This is a genomic window from Paenibacillus sp. FSL K6-2524, from assembly GCF_038005525.1.
Taxonomy (GTDB): Bacteria; Bacillota; Bacilli; order Paenibacillales; family Paenibacillaceae; genus Fontibacillus; species Fontibacillus anaericanus.
Genome location: NZ_JBBOSP010000001.1, coordinates 2,685,076 through 2,704,709, shown reverse-complemented (window position 1 = coordinate 2,704,709; position 19,634 = coordinate 2,685,076). Strand labels below are relative to the sequence as shown.

The window sequence follows — 19,634 nt, the reverse complement described above, 5'->3', positions numbered from 1 at the left end:
GCCGTCTCCTTTAAATTCTCATTTTTCTTCATGCGTAATATCGACGAGGAGCTTCTCGATTCGGCTACCGTAGGCAACCGATTCATCGATTTTGAATATCAGTTCAGGCGTATGCCGCAACCGAATTCGTTTTCCAAGCTCTGTCCGCAGAAATCCATTTGCTTTGTCAATTCCCTTGAGCGACTCAGCTTTCTTCTCTTCGTCACCAAATATGCTCAAATATACTTTGGCTTGTGACAAATCATTTGTAACATCTACCCCGGTTACTGTGACAAATCCAATACGGGGATCTTTCATCTCACTTTGAATGAGTATGCTAAGTTCCTTCTTGATTTGTTCACTTACACGGCCGGTACGATTTTTTGCCATATATGACACCCCACCTTACTTCGGTTCAACAGTCTCCATGATGAACGCTTCGATGATGTCGCCCTCTTTAAGGTCACTAAAGTGGTCTAAAGTAATACCACATTCATAACCCTGAGCAACTTCTTTCACATCATCTTTGAAACGTTTGATTGAATCAATTTTGCCTTCGTATACTACAATGCCGCCACGAACGAGACGACTCTCTGCTGAACGTGTAATTTTACCTGATGTAACCATACAACCTGCGATGGCACCCACTTTAGTAACCTTAAACACGTTACGTACTTCAGCATGACCAATAATAACTTCTTTGAAGACAGGATCAAGCATTCCTTTCATCGCTTGTTCGATCTCTTCAATTGCGCTATAAATGACCCGGTGAAGACGAATATCAACTTTCTCTTGTTCAGCAGTCGCTTTCGTCTGAGGATCAGGACGAACATTAAATCCAATTACTATAGCGTTGGAAGCCGCTGCCAAAATAACATCCGATTCAGTTATCCCTCCAGCACCGCTATGAATAATTTTCACACGTACGCCTTCAACTTCAATCTTCTCAAGTGAACCTTTGAGTGCCTCGACTGAACCTTGAACATCACCTTTGATAATGACATTAAGTTCTTTCATCTCACCATCTTTGATGTGTTGGAACAAATCATCGAGTGTAACTCTTGTGTTAACACCTAGATCTGATTGACGCTGAGTAATAGCGCGTTTCTCTGCAATTGAACGGGCTTTGCGCTCGTCCTCAAACACCATGAATGGATCGCCGGCTTTTGGAACTTCTGTAAGTCCAGTAATTTCAACTGGTGTAGAAGGTCCAGCTTCTTTGAGGCGACGGCCTTTGTCACTCACCATAGCACGGATACGTCCGAAACAGTTACCTGCTACGAAGGCATCTCCAACTTTGAGAGTACCATGCTGCACTAGTACACGAGCTACCGGACCACGGCTCTTATCAAGCTCTGCCTCGATGACCAAACCGCGCGCGCGTTTGTTCGGATTAGCTTTATACTCGTTAACTTCCGCAACCAACAGAATCATCTCGAGCAGACCTTCCAGCCCAATTTTCTGTTTAGCTGAAACGTTAACGAAGATAGTATCTCCGCCCCACTCTTCTGGTACTAGTCCATGTTCTGTCAATTCTTGTTTTACTCTATCTGGATCAGCATCCGGCTTATCGATCTTGTTAACAGCCACGATAATAGGTAGACCTGCTGCTTTCGCATGGCTAACTGCTTCTACCGTCTGTGGCATAACACCGTCGTCTGCAGCAACCACGATAATCGTGATATCTGTTAACTGCGCTCCACGTGCCCGCATTGCGGTAAACGCTTCGTGACCTGGTGTATCAAGGAATGTGATTTTCTTACTATTGATTTCAACTTGGTATGCCCCGATATGCTGAGTAATACCACCTGCTTCGCCACTCGACACATTCGTAGAACGGATAGCATCAAGTAGTGTTGTCTTCCCGTGATCGACGTGACCCATAATGGTAACGACTGGAGGACGTTCAAGCAAATCAGCTTCTTCATCAACTTCCTCAATTGTTTCAAAACGGTCATCTTCCACCGCAATTTTCACTTCAACTTCTACGCCAAATTCACCCGCAAGCAGCAAAATGGTTTCGATATCGAGTTCCTGGTTGATAGTAGCCATTACACCAAGTGCAATTAACTTCTTAATAACCTCGGAAGCATCCTTATGAAGCAATTTCGCTGTTTCGCCAACCGTTGAATTACCACGAACGATAATTTTCTTCGGCGTATTATCGATTTTTTCGCGCGGAGGTTGTTGCCCACCTCTTCCGCCACGACCGCCCTTACCGCCACGGTTATTCTTGAAACCACCTGATCTATTGTCATCAAAACGTCTTTGTCCTGACTGACCAGGTCTGCTGCTGTTGCTATTGTTGTTACTGTTACCGTTGTTGTTGCTGTAGTTGCCTTTACGTTGTCCTTGACCTTGGCTTTGTCCTTGGCCACCAGTAGACGCAGTACGTGCCTGCGGCTGAGCGCTGCGATTCGGACCACTTGTTCCTTGACGGGAAGGTCCGGATTGTGAGCTGCTACCTTGACCTGGAGTCCTACTAGGTGCCGAGCTACGATTAGGTTGCCCACTTGAATTTTGTGCTGGGCGTGCGCCCTGTCCGCCACCGTTAGATGGACGATTGGTTCTTTCCTGTGTTGCCTGAGTGCCACTTGAAGAAGTGGCTTGGTTAGAGTTATTTGGTTTATTATTCATACTTACCTGCTTTTCTTGTTGATTTTTGTTAATTACTTGACTATTATTATTTCCTTGAACTTGACCTTGCTCTCCACGCTGGCCAGATCCCTCTCCGGCCGGAGTTTTCGGTGTCTGGCTTCCTCCTGCGGAAGCCGGAGCCGACGAATTAACGGGAGATTTTACAGGAGGTTTTACAGGCGTATCGTTACGTCCTGAATTTTCCCTCTTTGCAGCAGCATTATTCTTAATATCCTTGAAAAATTGTTCCACATGCGTAACGGCGTTATTCTCCATTACACTCATATGATTGTTAACTGGGATGTTTAAACGTTTTAGAATTGTAATAATTTCTTTACTACTCATATTGAGTGACTTAGCATATTCGTATACTCTGAGCTTATCCTTGTTTTCTTCTTTACTCAATATACTCCACCTCCGACGTTTTAACGATGGTTCTTCGAATCATGTCAGCAAATCCCTGATCCATGAGACCAATAACAATTCGTTCCGGTTTCCCTACACTGGCTCCAAGCCGTTCCCGGTCAAATCCGATGATTAAAGGAACTTTATAGGTTCCGCATTTGTCACGAAATTTCTTATGAGTATTAGCGGATGCATCGCCAGCAACGATAACTAGTTTAGCCTCAGCAGACCGAACGGCCTTCAAAACGCTCTCATCCCCGGTCACTACTTTACCTGCTCGCATAGCTAGGCCGAGTCCTGACAATACCTTACTCATCGTCTACCTCTTCCTTATCCCGCTCAGCGAGGAATGTTTCCTCAACTGCTAGAAAATCACGAGCTAGTTGTTCGTAAACCTCTGGACCTACCGTCGCTTTAAGTGCACGGTCGAGCGCTCGGTTCTTATGAGCCAACTTGAAACAAGACTCTTGTCCGCACAAGTAAGCTCCTCTCCCCGACTTTTTGCCAGTCAAATCAATGGATACTTCACCCTCCGGTGAACGGACAACCCGAATCAATGATTTCTTCGGCATCATCTCACCACAGGCAACACATTTTCTAAGCGGTATTTTTCTGGATTTCATCTTCAAGCCCCTCCGTCCCTTGTAATATTAATCGACGGAGATGGAATCTTGATCAAGTTCTCCTTGATGACTTTTTTCTCTTCCGAATTCCTCTTCCGCTTGTGTCTCACTCTTAATGTCGATTTTCCAACCTGTCAATTTAGCCGCCAATCGAGCGTTTTGCCCTTTAATCCCAATTGCAAGCGACAACTGATAATCAGGTACAATAACACGCGCTAATTTCTCTGCCTCGAATACTTGAACCTCAAGCACCTTAGAAGGACTTAACGCATTTGCTACGTATTCCTCAACATCTTCCGAATAACGGACGATGTCAATCTTCTCACCACGTAGTTCGTTTACGATCGTCTGTACACGGTTACCCTTTTGTCCGACACATGATCCAACTGGATCCACCTCATTATTACGTGAGAATACCGCAATTTTGGAACGGAATCCCGCTTCACGAGCAACGGAACGTATTTCAACAACACCATCAAATATTTCAGGAACTTCTAGCTCGAAGAGTCGTTTCAGAAGGCCCGGATGGGAGCGTGACAGCAAAATTTGTGGACCTTTAGTCGTGTTCTCAACCTTAGTGATATACGACTTAATTCGATCACCGTGTTTGAATTTCTCGTTTGGCATGAGCTCATTGATAGGGAGATGTGCTTCAACTTTACCAAGATCCACGTAAACATTGCGCAAATCCTGACGTTGAACAATACCAGTGACGATATCCTCTTCCTTCTCTACGAAGGCGTTATAAATGAGCCCACGCTCAGCTTCACGAATACGTTGTGTAACGACCTGTTTCGCCGTTTGTGCTGCAATACGTCCGAAATCACGAGGTGTTACTTCGATTTCCGCAACGTCCTCAAGCTGGAAATTCGGATTGATCTCACGAGCAGCTGGCAATGAAATCTCAGTGCGTGGATCAAGGACTTCCTCCACAACCAATTTGCGGGCATATACCTTAATCACACCAGTAAGTCGATTCATATCCACTCGCACGTTTTGTGCCGTGTTAAAATTACGTTTGTAGCTTGAGATCATCGCAGCTTCAATAGCCTCGAACAAAATATCTTTGCTGATCCCTTTTTCTCTTTCCAACTCATTCAAGGCATCGATAAAATCCATACTCATTTGCCTCGAGTTCCCCCCTTCAATATCCCGTCACAGGTTAAAAAATAATGGCCAGCCTAGCGGCCGCAACTTTACTATATGGAATGGCATGATTTTTCTTCCCTACTTGGATAACAAGCTCCTCGTTTTCAAAGGAAAGAAGGCGGCCTTCAAATTCTTTCAGGCCATCTACCGATTCATATGTAGTTACAAATACATTACTTCCAATGGCTTTGGTTACATCCTCAGCCTTTTTGAGCGGACGTTCCGCTCCAGGAGAAGATACTTCCAGGAAATAAGCTACAGGAATTGGATCATTCGCATCTAGCTTTTCACTAAGGTATTCGCTAATCCGACCGCAGTCATCAATTTCGATGCCCCCGTCCTTATCTACGAATACGCGTAAGAACCAATTGTTTCCCTCTTTTACATATTCCACGTCAACTAGTTCAAAGCCATTCTCCTCTAAAAAAGGCGTAACCATCTCTTCCACGGCCGCTTTGATCTTCGGTGTGCTCAAACGTACATACCTCCATACAATTCTTTCCTATATACCAAAGATAAAGAGTGGGTTTCCCCACTCTTTAAACAACGGTTCTATCTCCATGATTACCATAAAAATTATAACATAGTCCAGGTACAGTGACAAGTAAAAGACCTTTACCTGAGGGGAAGAGAGCCCCTTTGCATCCCCATTAGAGAAAAATCAAGCATTCACAGTATGAAAAACCACTGGAAATTTATTTTCCTAAAACAAGGAAAGTTGGTTACTTTCTGGGAGTCCATGGAAGCAGCCCATCGTACCTAAGAGTTCAATCACAGTTTTACTCGCCTTGGATTTCTGTTGGAAATCCTCAATAGAGAGAAACTCTCCTTGTTCCTTCGCTGCAGCAATATTACGAGCGGCATTATCACCGATACCCGCAAGTGAAGAAAACGGAGGAACCAAGGCATCTCCATCAATTGTGAATTTGGTCGCATCAGATTGGTACAAATCAATACCTTTGAAGCGGAACCCACGTGCCGTCAATTCTAATGCCATCTCTAGCACTGGCAACATGCCTTTTTCCTTCGGTAATGCTTGGAAACCCTTCTGTTCGATTTCCTCAATTTTACGATAAATAGCTTCATATCCCTGACAGCATAACTCAATATCGAAATCCTCTGCCCGTACTGTGAAGTAAGTAGCATAGTATTCTATCGGGTGATAAAGTTTGAAATAAGCTGTACGCACAGCAGAGATAACATAAGCTGCGGCGTGAGCTTTCGGGAACATGTACTGGATTTTTAGACAAGAATCAATATACCATCCTGGCACCTTACATCTCTTCATCTCGTCAATCCATTCCTGTGTTAAACCTTTCCCTTTACGCACACTCTCTGTAATCTTAAACGCTAACCCCGCATCCATACCTGCTTTGTAAATCAGGAACAACATGATATCATCACGACAGCCGATTACTGTCTTGATATTACATGTCCCCCCCTTGATCAAATCTTGTGCATTACCAAGCCATACCCCTGTACCATGAGATAACCCTGAAATCTGCAATAAGTCGGCAAAAGAACTTGGTTGTGCTTCTACTAACATCTGACGAACGAATTTTGTTCCCATTTCGGGTACCCCGAAAGTTGCGACTGCAGAACGTATCTGCTGTGGAGTAACTCCTAGCGCTTCCGTTGAGTTGAACATGCTCATAACTTTGGGGTCATTCATCGGAATAGTCGTTGGATCTACTCCCGTCAAATCTTGGAGCATCCGCATCATTGTCGGATCATCATGACCGAGAATATCGAGTTTAAGTAAGTTCGCATCAAAAGCATGGTAATCAAAGTGAGTCGTTTTCCATTCCGCATTGACATCATCAGCCGGAAATTGGACTGGTGTAATATCCTCAACTTCCATATAGTCCGGAACAACCACGATCCCGCCGGGATGCTGACCTGTACTTCTTTTCACGCCTGTACATCCAGATGCAAGTCGGTTAAGCTCAGCTCCCCGCCAGCGTTTCTGATGCTCTTCCTCGTACTTCTTCGCGTATCCGAATGCTGTTTTGTCCGCTATAGTTCCAATCGTTCCAGCACGGAATACACTCTTATCACCGAATATTTCTTTCGTATAGTTGTGAGCAGTCGGTTGATATTCTCCTGAGAAGTTAAGGTCAATATCGGGAACCTTATCCCCTTTAAATCCAAGGAACGTTTCAAATGGAATGTCTTGCCCTTCGCCCTTCAAGTTACCACCACAAGAGGGACAAGTTTTGTCTGGCAAGTCAAACCCACTAGGTACGCTCCCGTCAAGGAACCATTCACTATGCCTACATGCTGAATTTGTACAAATATAATGTGCTGGAAGTGGGTTAACCTCAGAAATACCAAGAAACATAGCAACAACAGAGGAGCCTACAGATCCCCGTGATCCAACCAGATAACCGTCTTGGTTTGACTTCTTAACCAAACGTTCGGAGATCAAATAGTTGGCCGAAAACCCATATTTTATAATCGGTTCTAGTTCCTTTTCTAATCTTGCGATAACAACCTCCGGCAGTTCCTCACCATAGATTGATTTAGCCGTATCGTAACAAGTCTGACGAATCTCTTCATCAGCCCCTTCGATGATCGGAGTGAACAATTTATCAGGGAACAATTCCAGCTCTTCAAAAGAATCTGCAAGTACCGAAGTATTAGTCACAACAACTTCATATGCTTTCTCTTTACCTAAAAACTCGAACTCAGCTAACATTTCCTCCGTCGTGCGAAAATGTGCATCAGGTTTCTTTTGATCTTTGAGTGGGCTAAATCCTGTAATCCCGTGAATCGTAATATCCCGGTATATTTTGTCCCGTGGTTCGAGATAATGAACATTCCCCGTTGCAACGACAGGTTTTCCGAGTTTAAAACCAATTTCGCAGATCTTAGTAACAGCCGTTTTTAACTCTTCAACGCTACCTACAAGGCCTTTGTCAACCAGATGCATATACATCGTAAGTGGCTGGATTTCCAAAATATCATAGAATTCAGCTACTGCTTCCGCTTCTTCAACCGATTTATTAAGCACTGTTTCGAAGAATTCACCCTTCTCGCAACCCGACAGAACCAATAGTCCTTCACGTAGTTCCGTTAGCTTCGATTTAGGAATACAAGCGACTCGTTTAAAATATTCCGTATGAGACATCGATATTAGCTTGAACAAGTTCTTCTTCCCGATCATATTCAGCGCATAAACACCACAATGAAAAGGACGCGTATTGGATATCTCTTTACCAACCTTATCGTTTAACCGCTCAAGTGTCTTAATACCTTCAATCTTAGCCGCATCTTCAATCAATCCATTCAGAATTTCTCCAAGTGCAAGCGTATCATCGATCGCTCGGTGATGATTTTCTAGAGATACTTTATATTTAGTCGCCAGTGTATTTAGGCGGTGGTTCTTCATTGTAGGGAATAACATCCGTGCTAACTCGAGCGTATCAAGAACTGGGTTCTCCAATGGAGGTCGACCAAACTCTTTCAATTTGGCATTGATAAAGCCAACGTCAAACCGAGCATTGTGGGCAACCAACACAGCGTCGCCAGCAAAATCAATAAACTGCTGTAATACAGTTTCCACTTCGGGCGCACCTTTGACCATATCATCCGTAATGTTAGTCAACTGCTGAATATTATAAGGAATGCGTACGTGAGGATCTACAAAAGTAGCATACCTATCTACTTCTTTGCCCTCAACCATTTTCACAGCAGCGACTTCAATAATCTTATTCTGAGTGACAGAAAGGCCCGTCGTTTCAATATCAAATACGATATATGTCGTTGTTTTGAGATCTTCTTCCCGGGGGTTAAGAACAACCGCAACATTATCATTTACAACATTGGCTTCAACACCATAGATCATCTTGATCCCGTGTTTCTTGGCTGCCTTAGCAGCATCGGGATAAGACTGAACACCACTATGATCGGTGACAGCAATTGCTTTATGTCCCCATTTTGCTGCTGTTTTGACGTATTCGCCTATAGGAGTAACCGCGTCCATCGTACTCATAGTGGTATGCAGATGGAACTCAACGCGTTTCTCAGCAGCTTGGTCCTTTCGTGCTGGGGGTGCAGGAACTTCACACAGATCAGACGGAATCATTACTAACTCAGGAATCGTCATAAAGCGATCCATCTCTACCCGACCTCGGGCTCTTACCCATTTCCCATTCGCAAGTTGACCCATGACCTTCAGGTCCTCTTTATTCTTAGCGAACATTTTCATTTGTAGAGAATCAGTAAAATCCGTCAGATAGAACATAAAGAGCGTATTTCCGTTACGCAATTCTTTACTGTCCAGACCAAATATCGTTCCTTGAACCGTTATCTTCTTCTCTTCATCCTGTATTTCTTGCATAGGAACTGCTTGTTCCTTAATATCATAGCCAATCTGGAGCTTAACAACTTCACCGTTATCATCTTCTTCAGGTAAAGCATCCACTGCATTACTCTCCATCAATTGCTGGATTACTTCGCGTTCTTCATCAACAATCTGTTGTTGAAACTCTTCAAACGCTTCTGCACTTTTTGCTCCTGTTAGCAGCTTGACCCGCAATTCAAGTGAGAAAAAACGCTCGAAATATGTTATTAGGGCTTGATCTATATTTTTCTTACGGGCTAGTTCCAGCGCCATTGAATCACTCAGCGTCACCGAAAGTAAATCGTTCTCCACTTCAATAGTCGCCCTCGCCATCCATCCATTAACCGAAGGTACTTCCTGTTGCACCCACTCGATGAATAACTTCCAGTATTCAGTCACGATATCATTCGTAGACAATTCTGTTCCATAGCGAAATTGAAAAGAAACTTGGGCAATATGCGCCATACGTTCCTGAACTCGAAGACAGAATGTACGATAAGCCTGTGCCGGTACAAGCTTGTCCTTGCGAATGGCGATTTTCCAATCCCGATTACTGCGGTTCACTTCCACTTGCTCAATGAACCCATCGAGAAAATATGGATCGATCAGAGATTCTGGGATTTCCGCCTGCTTCATCAACAGCTCAAACCTAGTTCTCTTATCCCCAATTTCGGTCATGTATTCCCCTCCTAGCTATAAGTGTGGTGTATTATTAGGGCAATCGGTGACAAAAACGAACGCTAGCATATAGCTCCTCCGGCTTCGAATCACACCTCTAACCCCTCTCTTACCACACTTCAAAATTTCTTTTTAACAGTGTAATGCTCGTCCTAAACTTGACTTCGCTTTATTAATTGTGGCTTGAAAACCAAAACTAGCGATTGACTATTAGTCGAAATGATTGCGAAATGGCGTTCCAGCCACATTTGCTGTTGGAATGGCTGAGAGTCTGTAACGGAACTCAGTGACCTTATTTGCGGTTTATTCCACTAGTCTGGATTGTAACGGAACCTGCAGACGTTATTCATCATTATTCATGCGTTAGAGCATCATTTGGAAGAAATAAGATCTTTCAGTTCCGTTAGAATTTTTTTTGACCCTCCAAACTCAAAATAAGGGCTTCTAATTCCCTTAGACCGATGTCTAACTGCGTCAAACAATGATTAGGGGCTTGAGCCTTAATTTTAAATTACTTGCAGCAATCCGTGCCGCAAGGGAAATTCATATAAGTCCATTATACGACCTGCTCTATATTACTGTACTTACATCTACAAAACTTACATCTGGTGAGTTAGGTCTAGATTTTATTATAGCGGCCGCAGGCATGCAAGGGCGCAATAATTTCCATTACCACTTTTTTATTGTTAGGTGAATAGATAGTGAAGCAGGACCGTTTGAATCTGGAGAAGCTAAAAGCTTTCTATTGGAAAGTTACTTCGGAAGCATTCGCTCCGTTCGCCTTTGTAGTTGGATTGTAACCTATAGGGTGTTATAAAATAAAGACAATCCAACTACAACAGCGATCGAAGGATCAAACGGTTTGCGTAGCGCGACTAATTCACAGTTCACTTAAAAAAGCTTCCGACAGATGGCCGACAGGCGTTAATACCCATCGACAACTCACTGCCGGAAGCCCTCCTTGTATCATATTCGCTTGCTCTTGCGTCCAACATACCAAGACTCAAAAACAGTCATTAATAGAGGTTGTTACTAATAGGCTCTGGCAAAAACAACGGTATCCGTAGCACTTTCTCCACAAACAAGACAAGTACTTTTCTTAACTGCCGGTTCAAACGGAATGTTACGGCTCGTTGCGCCTGTCTCATCCTTCACGTGACGCTCACAAGCATCAGAACCACACCAGCCAGCTAGCGTAAATCCACGTTTCTCTTCAATGCTAGCTTTCATTTCTTCAAGTGTATCTACAGAATAGAAATGATCTTCCCGGAATGCTTTCGCACGTTCGAACATTTCGTTATGCACCTGATCTAGCATAGCCTGAACTTCTTCTACCAACTGATCTTGTTGAACGATCTTCTTCTCGCCGCTCACTCTGGATACCAGTACGCAGACACCATTCTCCATATCACGAGGTCCCAGTTCTAAACGAATCGGTACTCCACGCATTTCATATTCGTTAAACTTCCAGCCCGGACGAACGTCAGAACGGTCATCGATTCCTACGCGAATTCCCGCTTTCTTAAGCTCAGCGAACAATTCATCACTACGTCCAACGACTGCATCCCGAGTCTTTGGAGGTCCAATCGGAATAATCATTACTTGCTTAGGAGCCACCTTTGGTGGAAGCACAAGTCCACGATCATCGCCATGAACCATAATAAGCGAACCAATTAGGCGCGTGCTCACTCCCCATGATGTTGTATGAGCATATTCTTGTACATTATCACGGTTCAGATATTGAATATCGAACGCCTCAGCAAATTTAGTGCCCAGATAATGAGAAGTTCCTGCTTGTACAGCACGACCATCTTTCATCATAGCTTCGATAGAATAAGTGTCGACTGCTCCCGCAAATCTCTCCGAAGGCGTCTTCTGTCCAACGATAACTGGAATCGCTAGATAATTCTCTACGAAATCACGATAGATCTCCAGCATCCGCATCGTTTCTTCACGTGCTTCTTGTTCGTTCTCATGCGCCGTATGACCTTCCTGCCATAGGAACTCACTTGTCCGCAAGAATGGCAATGTGCGTTTCTCCCAACGGACCACGTTTGCCCACTGATTAATCAGCATCGGCAAATCTCTGTAAGATTGAATCCATTTGGAGTACATATGACCAAACATCGTTTCCGAAGTCGGTCTAATGGCAAGGCGTTCCTCCAACTTCTCTCCAGCAGCTTCTGTAACAAAAGGAAGCTCAGGATTAAAACCTTCCACATGCTCCTTCTCTTTCTGGAAGAAACTTTCTGGAATAAGTAGCGGGAAGTAGGCATTACGATGTCCTGTTTCTTTGAAACGACGATCTAGCTCTTGTTGAATATGTTCCCAAATTTCATAACCGTCCGGTTTAAAAACGATACAACCCCGAACTGGTGAATAATCCATTAAATCTGCTTTTTTAATCACATCGATATACCAACGCGAGAAATCTTCTCCTTGCGGGGTAATCTCTGTTACGAATTGTTTATCCTCATTTGCCATTAGTACTCTTGTCCTCCCGTAAAAAACACAATATTATCCGTTAAATAATCGTAGTATATCATTATATGTTACGGCAATCATCAGCAAAAATAACATCGCGAACCCAATGAAATGCACCATACCCTCACGGTTTGGATCAATCGGTTTGCCGCGTACAGCCTCGACACCTAAGAATACGAGTCTACTTCCGTCCAAAGCTGGTATTGGGAACAAGTTGAAAATCCCCAAGTATAAGCTTAGAATAGCTGCCCAATAAGTAAGTTGAGCTATCCCCTGCTTAGCAATTTGACCAGTAACTTCGAAAGTACGAACAGGGCCTCCTAAATCATCCATCGAGAATTGATTAATAAGCTGCCCAAACCCTTGGAAAATAAGCTTGGTCGTGTTGACCATGTCTTTCCCTGCAAAGGTGAATGTCTCACCCAATGAGGCACTACGAGTTGGGAAAAACGTTATAATAGTACTACCTACTTTGGCAGTTCCTTGATCTTCTACGGCACGAGGGATGATAGAAAACGACAACGTTTGATCATCGCGCTTCACTGTCCAGATCATTTCTTTATCCTTGGATTCAGTGATTAATTCAATCATTCCGGCCGCATCTGTACCCACAGGTTTTCCGTTAATTTTCTCGATAATATCGCCTTGCTGCACGCCTGCCTCAGCAGCCGGCATTCCCTTCATCACTTCGCCAATTTGTAAATGGCTAGGTTTATCAAGAGCAATTCCTGCCATTTGTATGTGCAGGGCAAACAAGACAAATGCAAGAATAAAATTCATTACTGGTCCTGCAAGAATGGATATGAATCGTTGTCCAACCGTTTTACTGCCATATTGTCTGTCTCTTGGTGCAATTTGCGTTTCCTTACCTTTAGCTACGAGCATAGCCTGTGGATGAACAGGATACGTAATGCTCTCTCCATCCACATCCAACTTCACATGTAGATTATCGACCAAGTCAAAATCTAGTATTTCGCCACGAATGACATTCTTACGACTATCCAGGCGGTCTAGATAGAACTTCCGGACTTTTCCTTCTTCCAATCGAAGCGAAACGGTTTGTCCGTTCTGAATCGCAACGAGTTCTGGATCTTCTCCAGCCATACGGGCATATCCACCAAATGGCAGCAGTCGAAGCGTAAACTGCGTTTCATTTCGTTTATAAGAAAATATCTTAGGTCCAAAACCAATCGCAAATTCCCGCACCAGAATACCTGCCCGTTTGGCAAAGTAATAATGCCCCCATTCATGCACCGTCACAATGACGAAGAACATGAGTACTGTCAAAAATATAATTCTCAGCAATTCCAATCGAAAGCATCCTCCTTTTGGCCACAGATCGTCCAACGTTCTTATAGATTATCATTATTCTCCGATCTGACACAAGAGAATACCGGCGTGGAACTTTTCTTTGCAGCGACAAAATTTTACAATGATGCAGCGATTTCTCTGGCCCACTGGTCAGTAAATTGAATCGTTTCCAGATCAGGATTAGACACGGAAACATGTTTAGAAAGTACACTTTCAATGACATTTTCAATCTGCAAAAATGGAATCTCTCGGTTCAAGAAACGAGCAACAGCAATCTCATTAGCTGCATTGTACACTGTTGGCGCTGTACCACCTATTTTACCACACTCGTAAGCAAGTCTTAAACAAGGGAAGCGTTCGTAGTCCATTTCACGGAAATGTAACTTGCCAACCTCCGCCAAGGATAACCGTTTGGATGTTGATTTAAGTCTGCTAGGATAGGAAAGTGCATACTGAATAGGAATGCGCATATCGGGTGTACCTAGCTGTGCAATCACACTTCCGTCACGATATTCAACGAAAGAGTGGATGATGCTCTCAGGATGCAACAGAACTTCAATCTGTTCATACGGAAGTCCGAATAGCCAATGGGCTTCGATTACTTCCAATCCTTTGTTGACCATCGTGGCAGAGTCTATTGTTATTTTGGCGCCCATAGACCAATTTGGATGTTTTAATGCATCCTCAACGGTTACCTCACGCAACTGTTCGCGGGTAAGATCCCTGAAAGACCCCCCAGAAGCAGTTAGAGTAATCTGCTCAACCTCTTTGATATTCTCACCGTTTAGACACTGGAAAATAGCAGAATGCTCACTATCCACCGGAATCAAGGAAACACCTTTCTTCCTTGCAAGTTCAGTCACAAGATGACCTGCGGTGACAAGGGTCTCTTTATTAGCAAGACCGATCGTTTTCCCTTCGGAAATAGCTGCTAATGTAGACGGTAATCCCCTGCTTCCAACGATAGCAGTAACGACGATCTCCGCATCGGTACCTGCCGCGATTTCAACAAGTCCTTCTTCGCCATAATAAAGTTCTATCCCCGCAGGTAGATCTGACTTGATTTTATCGGCTAGTTCTTTATTTCCAATCGAAACCTTCTTGGGGCGAAAACGAGTTACCTGCTCCATGAACAGATCAATATTGGATCCAGCTGCCAGACCAACAATTTCAAATTGGTCAGGGTGCTGTAACGCGACATCTAATGTCTGAGTTCCAACCGACCCCGTGGATCCAATCACCGCTATCTTCTTCATAACGCACCTCTCATATCTTTAATGACTTCCTCATTTACCAATCAGTCTCTATCTAATAAGGAAGCAACATTAGAATATGTACGAACGGAAATACCGTAATCCAGCTATCACAGCGGTCCAATATACCACCATGCCCCGGTAACAACTTGCCGGAATCTTTGATCCCGTAAGTCCGTTTATAAGCAGACTGCACTAAATCACCAATCTGGCCAACAACAGCCGCAGAGCCACCTAATAACACGGCCCGTCCAATTGTAAGTAAGCCGCCCGATGCAAATGAGAATATCACAGCCGCAATAATAGCAAGCAGAATACCTCCGATCGCACCTTCCACCGTTTTGTTGGGGCTAATTGCTGGCCAAAGCTTATTTCGACCAAATCTCCGTCCCGTAAAATAAGCGCCGGCGTCACTGCTCCAAATAGAGGACAACATCAGAAATGTCCAGAAAAGCCCGTGCCCGTCTGGCGTATTTCTTGTTTCGATAATATAAGAAAATCCCACACCAATATATACCATACCCGCAAATAATAGGGATATTTGTCCGATGGGAATCTCGTTTTTTGTAAAAACTGTAACCGCAAGAAACAGCAACAGCAGCAACCATAAAAATTGCATTTGTTGCAATGGCATGGTAAGGCTTAGACTTTCCCACGGGAAAGTCAAGTAGAGAACACCCAAATATCCAAGGATCGCCGCTCCTCCCAAAGAGGGCAGTTTAATCATGCGTACGAACTCATAATATCCAATTAATGCCATGACCATAATCAGTGAGTGGTACCCAATTCCCCCGATCAAACACAGGCCCAGAAAAAAAGCGCCCGCGATTATACCTGTAATCAACCTTTGCTTCAAGCCTCTACACCTTCCATCATGCTAAGATAACCCACCATATCGGCGTGTACGCCGCTGGTACTCGGCGACGGCCTCTATTAGATGTTCACGTCCAAATTCCGGCCAGAATAAATCCGTGAACCACAACTCACTATAAGCCGTTTGCCAGAGCATAAAATTACTTAGTCTAAGCTCGCCTCCGGTACGAATCAGTAAATCAGGGTCTGGTAATTCGGCCGATAATAGAGCGGATTGTACCATATCTTCCGTAATATCTACTGAACTTACTTCACCAGCTTCTATCTTTCGGGCAATACCCTTTAAGCTCTCAGTAATCTCCCGCCGTCCACCATAATTTAGAGCAAAATTTAGAATAAGTCCTGTATTATCTTTCGTACGGAAAATCGCTTCTTCCATCGCTTTAATGGTATGTTCAGGAAGATCCTCAGTATGTCCCATCATGCGAACCTGAACACCTTTTTGAATTAATTCCTCAAGTTCCAACGCCAGAAACTCTTGGGGAAGTGACATCAGGAAATCTACTTCATCCTTAGGACGTTTCCAATTTTCCGTAGAAAATGCATATAAGGTTAAAATCCGGACACCCAGATCATCCGCTGCAATAGTTGCCCGCTTGACCGCTTTCATCCCATTACGATGACCAACGATCCGTGGCAAGCCAAGTCTGCGGGCCCAACGACCGTTACCGTCCATAATAATGGCCACATGTTCGGGAACATTATCAGGTGATAGTTCAGCAATTTGTGGGCTCTTCCCTTTTTTCCACCAGGATTGAAACAACTTAATCATTCCTTTTCCTCCAGCCGGTGATGAAAAGAGACAAAACCCCACCGTATTAGGAGGGGCCGCTTTATGTCTCTTAAACTTCCATAATCTCTTTTTCTTTCGCTGACAAAACTTTATCTACTTCAGCAATAAACTTGTCTGTCGCTTTCTGAATATCTTCTTGATATCTGTGAGATTCATCTTCAGAAATATCACTTTTCTCTAACTTTTTGATATCATCATTAGCATCACGACGAATGTTCCGAATAGCAACTTTTGACTCTTCCCCAAACTTCTTCGTCATTTTGACTAAATCAACCCGGCGCTCTTCCGTCAATGCTGGTATAGATAAACGAATCATAGTACCATCATTTGCTGGTGTCAGACCAAGATCCGACTTCTGGATCGCCCGCTCAATTTCCGATAAGGACGATTTATCCCATGGCTGAATCATCAAGGTGCGAGTATCTGGTGTATTGATGTTTGCAAGCTGATTAATTGGAGTTGGAGTTCCATAATAATCAACCTGAATACGATCGAGCAACGAAACGCTTGCTCTCCCTGCACGCAAACTTGCAAGATCTCTCTTCAACGCTTGAATAGCTTTGTCCATGCGCTCTTCGGCATTTTTCTTAACCGATTGTGGCATCAATCTACACTCCCTTTAACGATTGTTCCGATTTTTTCACCCAGAACAACTCGTTTAATATTACCTTGTTCGGTAATGGCGAATACAATGAGTGGAATGTCATTGTCCATACAAAGAGACGAAGCTGTAGAGTCCATGACACCCAGGTTTTTGTTCAGCACTTCCATATAAGTAAGAACTTCATACTTCTCAGCTGTTGGATCAACAAATGGGTCAGCAGAATACACACCATCTACTTTGTTCTTAGCCATCAAGATGACTTCTGCCTCGATTTCAGCGGCACGTAGTGCTGCAGTCGTATCGGTAGAGAAGAACGGATTACCTGTTCCTGCGGCGAAAATAACGACGCGCCCTTTTTCCAGGTGGCGAATCGCCCGTCTCCGGATATATGGTTCGGCAATTTGATGCATCGCAATCGAAGTTTGCACTCGCGTTGGAACTTCAATTTGCTCTAAAGCATCTTGTAATGCGAGTGAGTTCATGAGAGTAGCGAGCATACCCATGTAATCTGCTGTAGCACGGTCGATCCCCTTAGCACTACCCGCAATACCTCTCCAAATGTTTCCACCGCCACAAACTATTGCGACCTGGACGCCGAGCTCTACCACTTCCTTCACCTGCTGAGCGATAGACGAAATGGTATCCGCGTCGATCCCAAAGCCGTTCTGGCCGGAAAGCGACTCCCCGCTGACCTTTAAGACAACACGTTTAAAAACTGGCTGTTCCAAATTATACCCTCCACTTTGAATGCACCTTAAAACCATCATAAGGTTAAAAAAGAAGGAACACAACGTGTTCCAACTTTCTAACATTCAATTATAAGAAATCTTTTTTTGTTTTATTCATACGAAGCACTTAGTTGCTTATTATTGGTTAACTTGTGACATAACTTCTTCTACGAAATTATCTACTTTTTTCTCTAGACCTTCGCCAAGTTCGTAACGAACAAAACGACGGATAGAAATGTTTTCACCGATTGTGCTAATTTTCTCATTAAGCAATTGTGAGATTGTTTTATCTGGATCTTTAATAAAAGATTGCTCCATCAAGCAGAACTCTTCGTAGTATTTACCAATGCGACCTTCAACCATTTTTTCAACGATTTTCTCAGGTTTGCCTTCGTTCAAAGCTTGTGCTTTAAGAATTTCTTTTTCCTTCTCAATATCTGCTTGAGGCACTTCTTCACGGCTTACATAACGAGGGTTTGATGCAGCGATATGCATCGCAATGTCGCGAGCGAATTCTTTGAACTGATCTGTCAGAGCAACAAAGTCGGTTTCACAGTTAACTTCAACTAGAACGCCGATACGTCCTCCAGCGTGAATATAAGATTGAACTACACCTTCAGTAGCAATACGTCCAGCTTTGTTAGCTGCGGCACCAAGACCTTTTTCACGAAGAAATTCGATTGCCTTTGTAATATCATTATTAGTTTCTTCAAGTGCCTTTTTGCAGTCCAACATACCTGCACCAGTTCTTTCACGTAATTCTTTTACTGCTTTTGCATCAACTGCCATTGTTAAGTACCTCCATATCAATTATATGTTCTAGATATAGAATCATCTAAAGAGAACAGTCCCCGTCGATCCTTGGGGCATGGAAACTTTAGTCAGTCTATATAGTTTGTATGAATTTCCAGGTTTTATCCTTTAAAAAAAAGGGTAGTGAGAGGTTTGACACCTACCAACCACCCTTTCTCATTTAATTTATTCATAATAAGGCTTAATTACGCTGTTGTTTGTTCGCCTTGGTTTCCTTCGATTACGGCATCAGCCATCTTAGCAGTCAACAATTTAACCGCACGAATAGCATCATCGTTACCTGGGATAACATAGTCGATTTCGTCTGGATCGCAGTTTGTATCAACGATACCTACGATTGGAATACCCAATTTACGAGCTTCAGCAACCGCGATGCGCTCTTTACGAGGATCGATAATGAACAGGGCGCTTGGCAGACCTTTCATGTTCTTGATTCCGCCAAGGAATTTCTCAAGACGATCTTTCTCTTTGCGAAGAAGGATAACTTCTTTCTTCGGCAATACTGCGAAAGTGCCGTCTTCTTCCCATAGTTCCAACATTTTCAAACGATCAATACGTTTTTGAATAGTTTGGAAGTTAGTCAAAGTACCGCCGAGCCAGCGTTGGTTAATGTAGAATTGACCAGCACGTTCAGCTTCATCTTTAACTGAATCTTGAGCTTGTTTCTTAGTACCCACGAAGAGAATAGTACCATTGTCTTCTGCGATACTTTTAACGAAGTTATAAGCTTCGTCAACTTTCTTGACCGTTTTTTGTAGGTCAATAATATAAATTCCGTTTCTTTCAGTGAAGATATAACGATCCATTTTCGGGTTCCAACGACGTGTCTGGTGTCCGAAGTGTACGCCTGCCTCAAGCAGTTGTTTCATGGAGATTACAGCCATCTTCACGCACCTCCTATAGTTTGGTTTTTTTGATGCTTCCTCCGCAGTTTTCATCTTTCACTATGACTCCCTAAT

16 protein-coding genes are annotated in these 19,634 nt (G+C 43.5%); all 16 read right to left on the bottom strand.

Features of this window, described 5'->3' with window-relative positions; all coding sequences use genetic code 11:
• Positions 1-18: 18 nt before the first annotated feature.
• Entirely contained in the window at positions 19-369 is a 351-nt protein-coding gene (rbfA, locus tag NST85_RS12165; RefSeq protein WP_127191744.1) for a 30S ribosome-binding factor RbfA, read from the bottom strand.
• 15 nt (positions 370-384) lie between these two features.
• Entirely contained in the window at positions 385-3,021 is a 2,637-nt protein-coding gene (infB, locus tag NST85_RS12160; protein WP_127191745.1) for a translation initiation factor IF-2, read from the bottom strand.
• Positions 3,014-3,337 carry a L7Ae/L30e/S12e/Gadd45 family ribosomal protein gene (locus tag NST85_RS12155; RefSeq protein WP_127191746.1) on the bottom strand — a complete coding sequence of 108 codons (324 nt, stop codon included), beginning with the start codon at positions 3,335-3,337 and terminating at the stop codon, positions 3,014-3,016. Before NST85_RS12155 ends, infB begins: the two co-directional genes overlap by 8 nt.
• Positions 3,330-3,644, bottom strand: a complete 315-nt coding sequence (gene rnpM / locus NST85_RS12150) for an RNase P modulator RnpM (RefSeq protein ID WP_127191747.1) — start codon at positions 3,642-3,644, stop codon at positions 3,330-3,332. The genes NST85_RS12155 and rnpM overlap by 8 nt, the downstream gene beginning before the upstream one ends.
• Before the next feature lie 27 nt (positions 3,645-3,671).
• Positions 3,672-4,769 carry a transcription termination factor NusA gene (gene nusA, locus NST85_RS12145; protein ID WP_127191748.1) on the bottom strand — a complete coding sequence of 366 codons (1,098 nt, stop codon included), beginning with the start codon at positions 4,767-4,769 and terminating at the stop codon, positions 3,672-3,674.
• Positions 4,770-4,806: 37 nt separating this feature from the next.
• Positions 4,807-5,268 (bottom strand): ribosome maturation factor RimP, encoded by a 462-nt coding sequence (gene rimP, locus NST85_RS12140; protein WP_127191749.1) that lies wholly within the window; start codon positions 5,266-5,268, stop codon positions 4,807-4,809.
• 228 nt (positions 5,269-5,496) lie between these two features.
• A complete protein-coding gene (locus NST85_RS12135; RefSeq protein WP_127191750.1) occupies positions 5,497-9,816 on the bottom strand; it encodes a PolC-type DNA polymerase III in 4,320 nt (1,439 codons plus the stop codon).
• Positions 9,817-10,848: 1,032 nt separating this feature from the next.
• Positions 10,849-12,300, bottom strand: coding sequence for a proline--tRNA ligase (gene proS, locus NST85_RS12130; protein WP_127191751.1), 1,452 nt, complete (start codon positions 12,298-12,300; stop codon positions 10,849-10,851).
• A gap of 33 nt (positions 12,301-12,333) precedes the next feature.
• On the bottom strand, positions 12,334-13,611 hold the full coding sequence (rseP, locus tag NST85_RS12125) for an RIP metalloprotease RseP (protein ID WP_127191752.1): 1,278 nt from the start codon (positions 13,609-13,611) through the stop codon (positions 12,334-12,336).
• A gap of 116 nt (positions 13,612-13,727) precedes the next feature.
• Positions 13,728-14,867, bottom strand: a complete 1,140-nt coding sequence (locus NST85_RS12120; RefSeq protein ID WP_127191753.1) for a 1-deoxy-D-xylulose-5-phosphate reductoisomerase — start codon at positions 14,865-14,867, stop codon at positions 13,728-13,730.
• A gap of 52 nt (positions 14,868-14,919) precedes the next feature.
• On the bottom strand, positions 14,920-15,720 hold the full coding sequence (locus NST85_RS12115) for a phosphatidate cytidylyltransferase (RefSeq protein WP_127191754.1): 801 nt from the start codon (positions 15,718-15,720) through the stop codon (positions 14,920-14,922).
• A 21-nt stretch (positions 15,721-15,741) separates the two neighbouring features.
• Entirely contained in the window at positions 15,742-16,509 is a 768-nt protein-coding gene (locus tag NST85_RS12110) for an isoprenyl transferase (protein ID WP_127191755.1), read from the bottom strand.
• A 70-nt stretch (positions 16,510-16,579) separates the two neighbouring features.
• The gene (gene frr, locus NST85_RS12105; RefSeq protein WP_127191756.1) at positions 16,580-17,134 is read right to left on the bottom strand and encodes a ribosome recycling factor; all 555 of its coding nucleotides are present in this window, start codon (positions 17,132-17,134) and stop codon (positions 16,580-16,582) included.
• Positions 17,134-17,862 carry a UMP kinase gene (pyrH, locus tag NST85_RS12100; protein WP_127191757.1) on the bottom strand — a complete coding sequence of 243 codons (729 nt, stop codon included), beginning with the start codon at positions 17,860-17,862 and terminating at the stop codon, positions 17,134-17,136. The genes frr and pyrH overlap by 1 nt, the downstream gene beginning before the upstream one ends.
• 138 nt (positions 17,863-18,000) lie before the next feature.
• Entirely contained in the window at positions 18,001-18,651 is a 651-nt protein-coding gene (gene tsf, locus NST85_RS12095; protein ID WP_127191758.1) for a translation elongation factor Ts, read from the bottom strand.
• 209 nt (positions 18,652-18,860) lie between these two features.
• Positions 18,861-19,559: a 30S ribosomal protein S2 gene (gene rpsB / locus NST85_RS12090; protein WP_127191759.1), complete on the bottom strand. Its 699-nt coding sequence runs from the start codon at positions 19,557-19,559 to the stop codon at positions 18,861-18,863.
• Positions 19,560-19,634 lie beyond the last annotated feature (75 nt).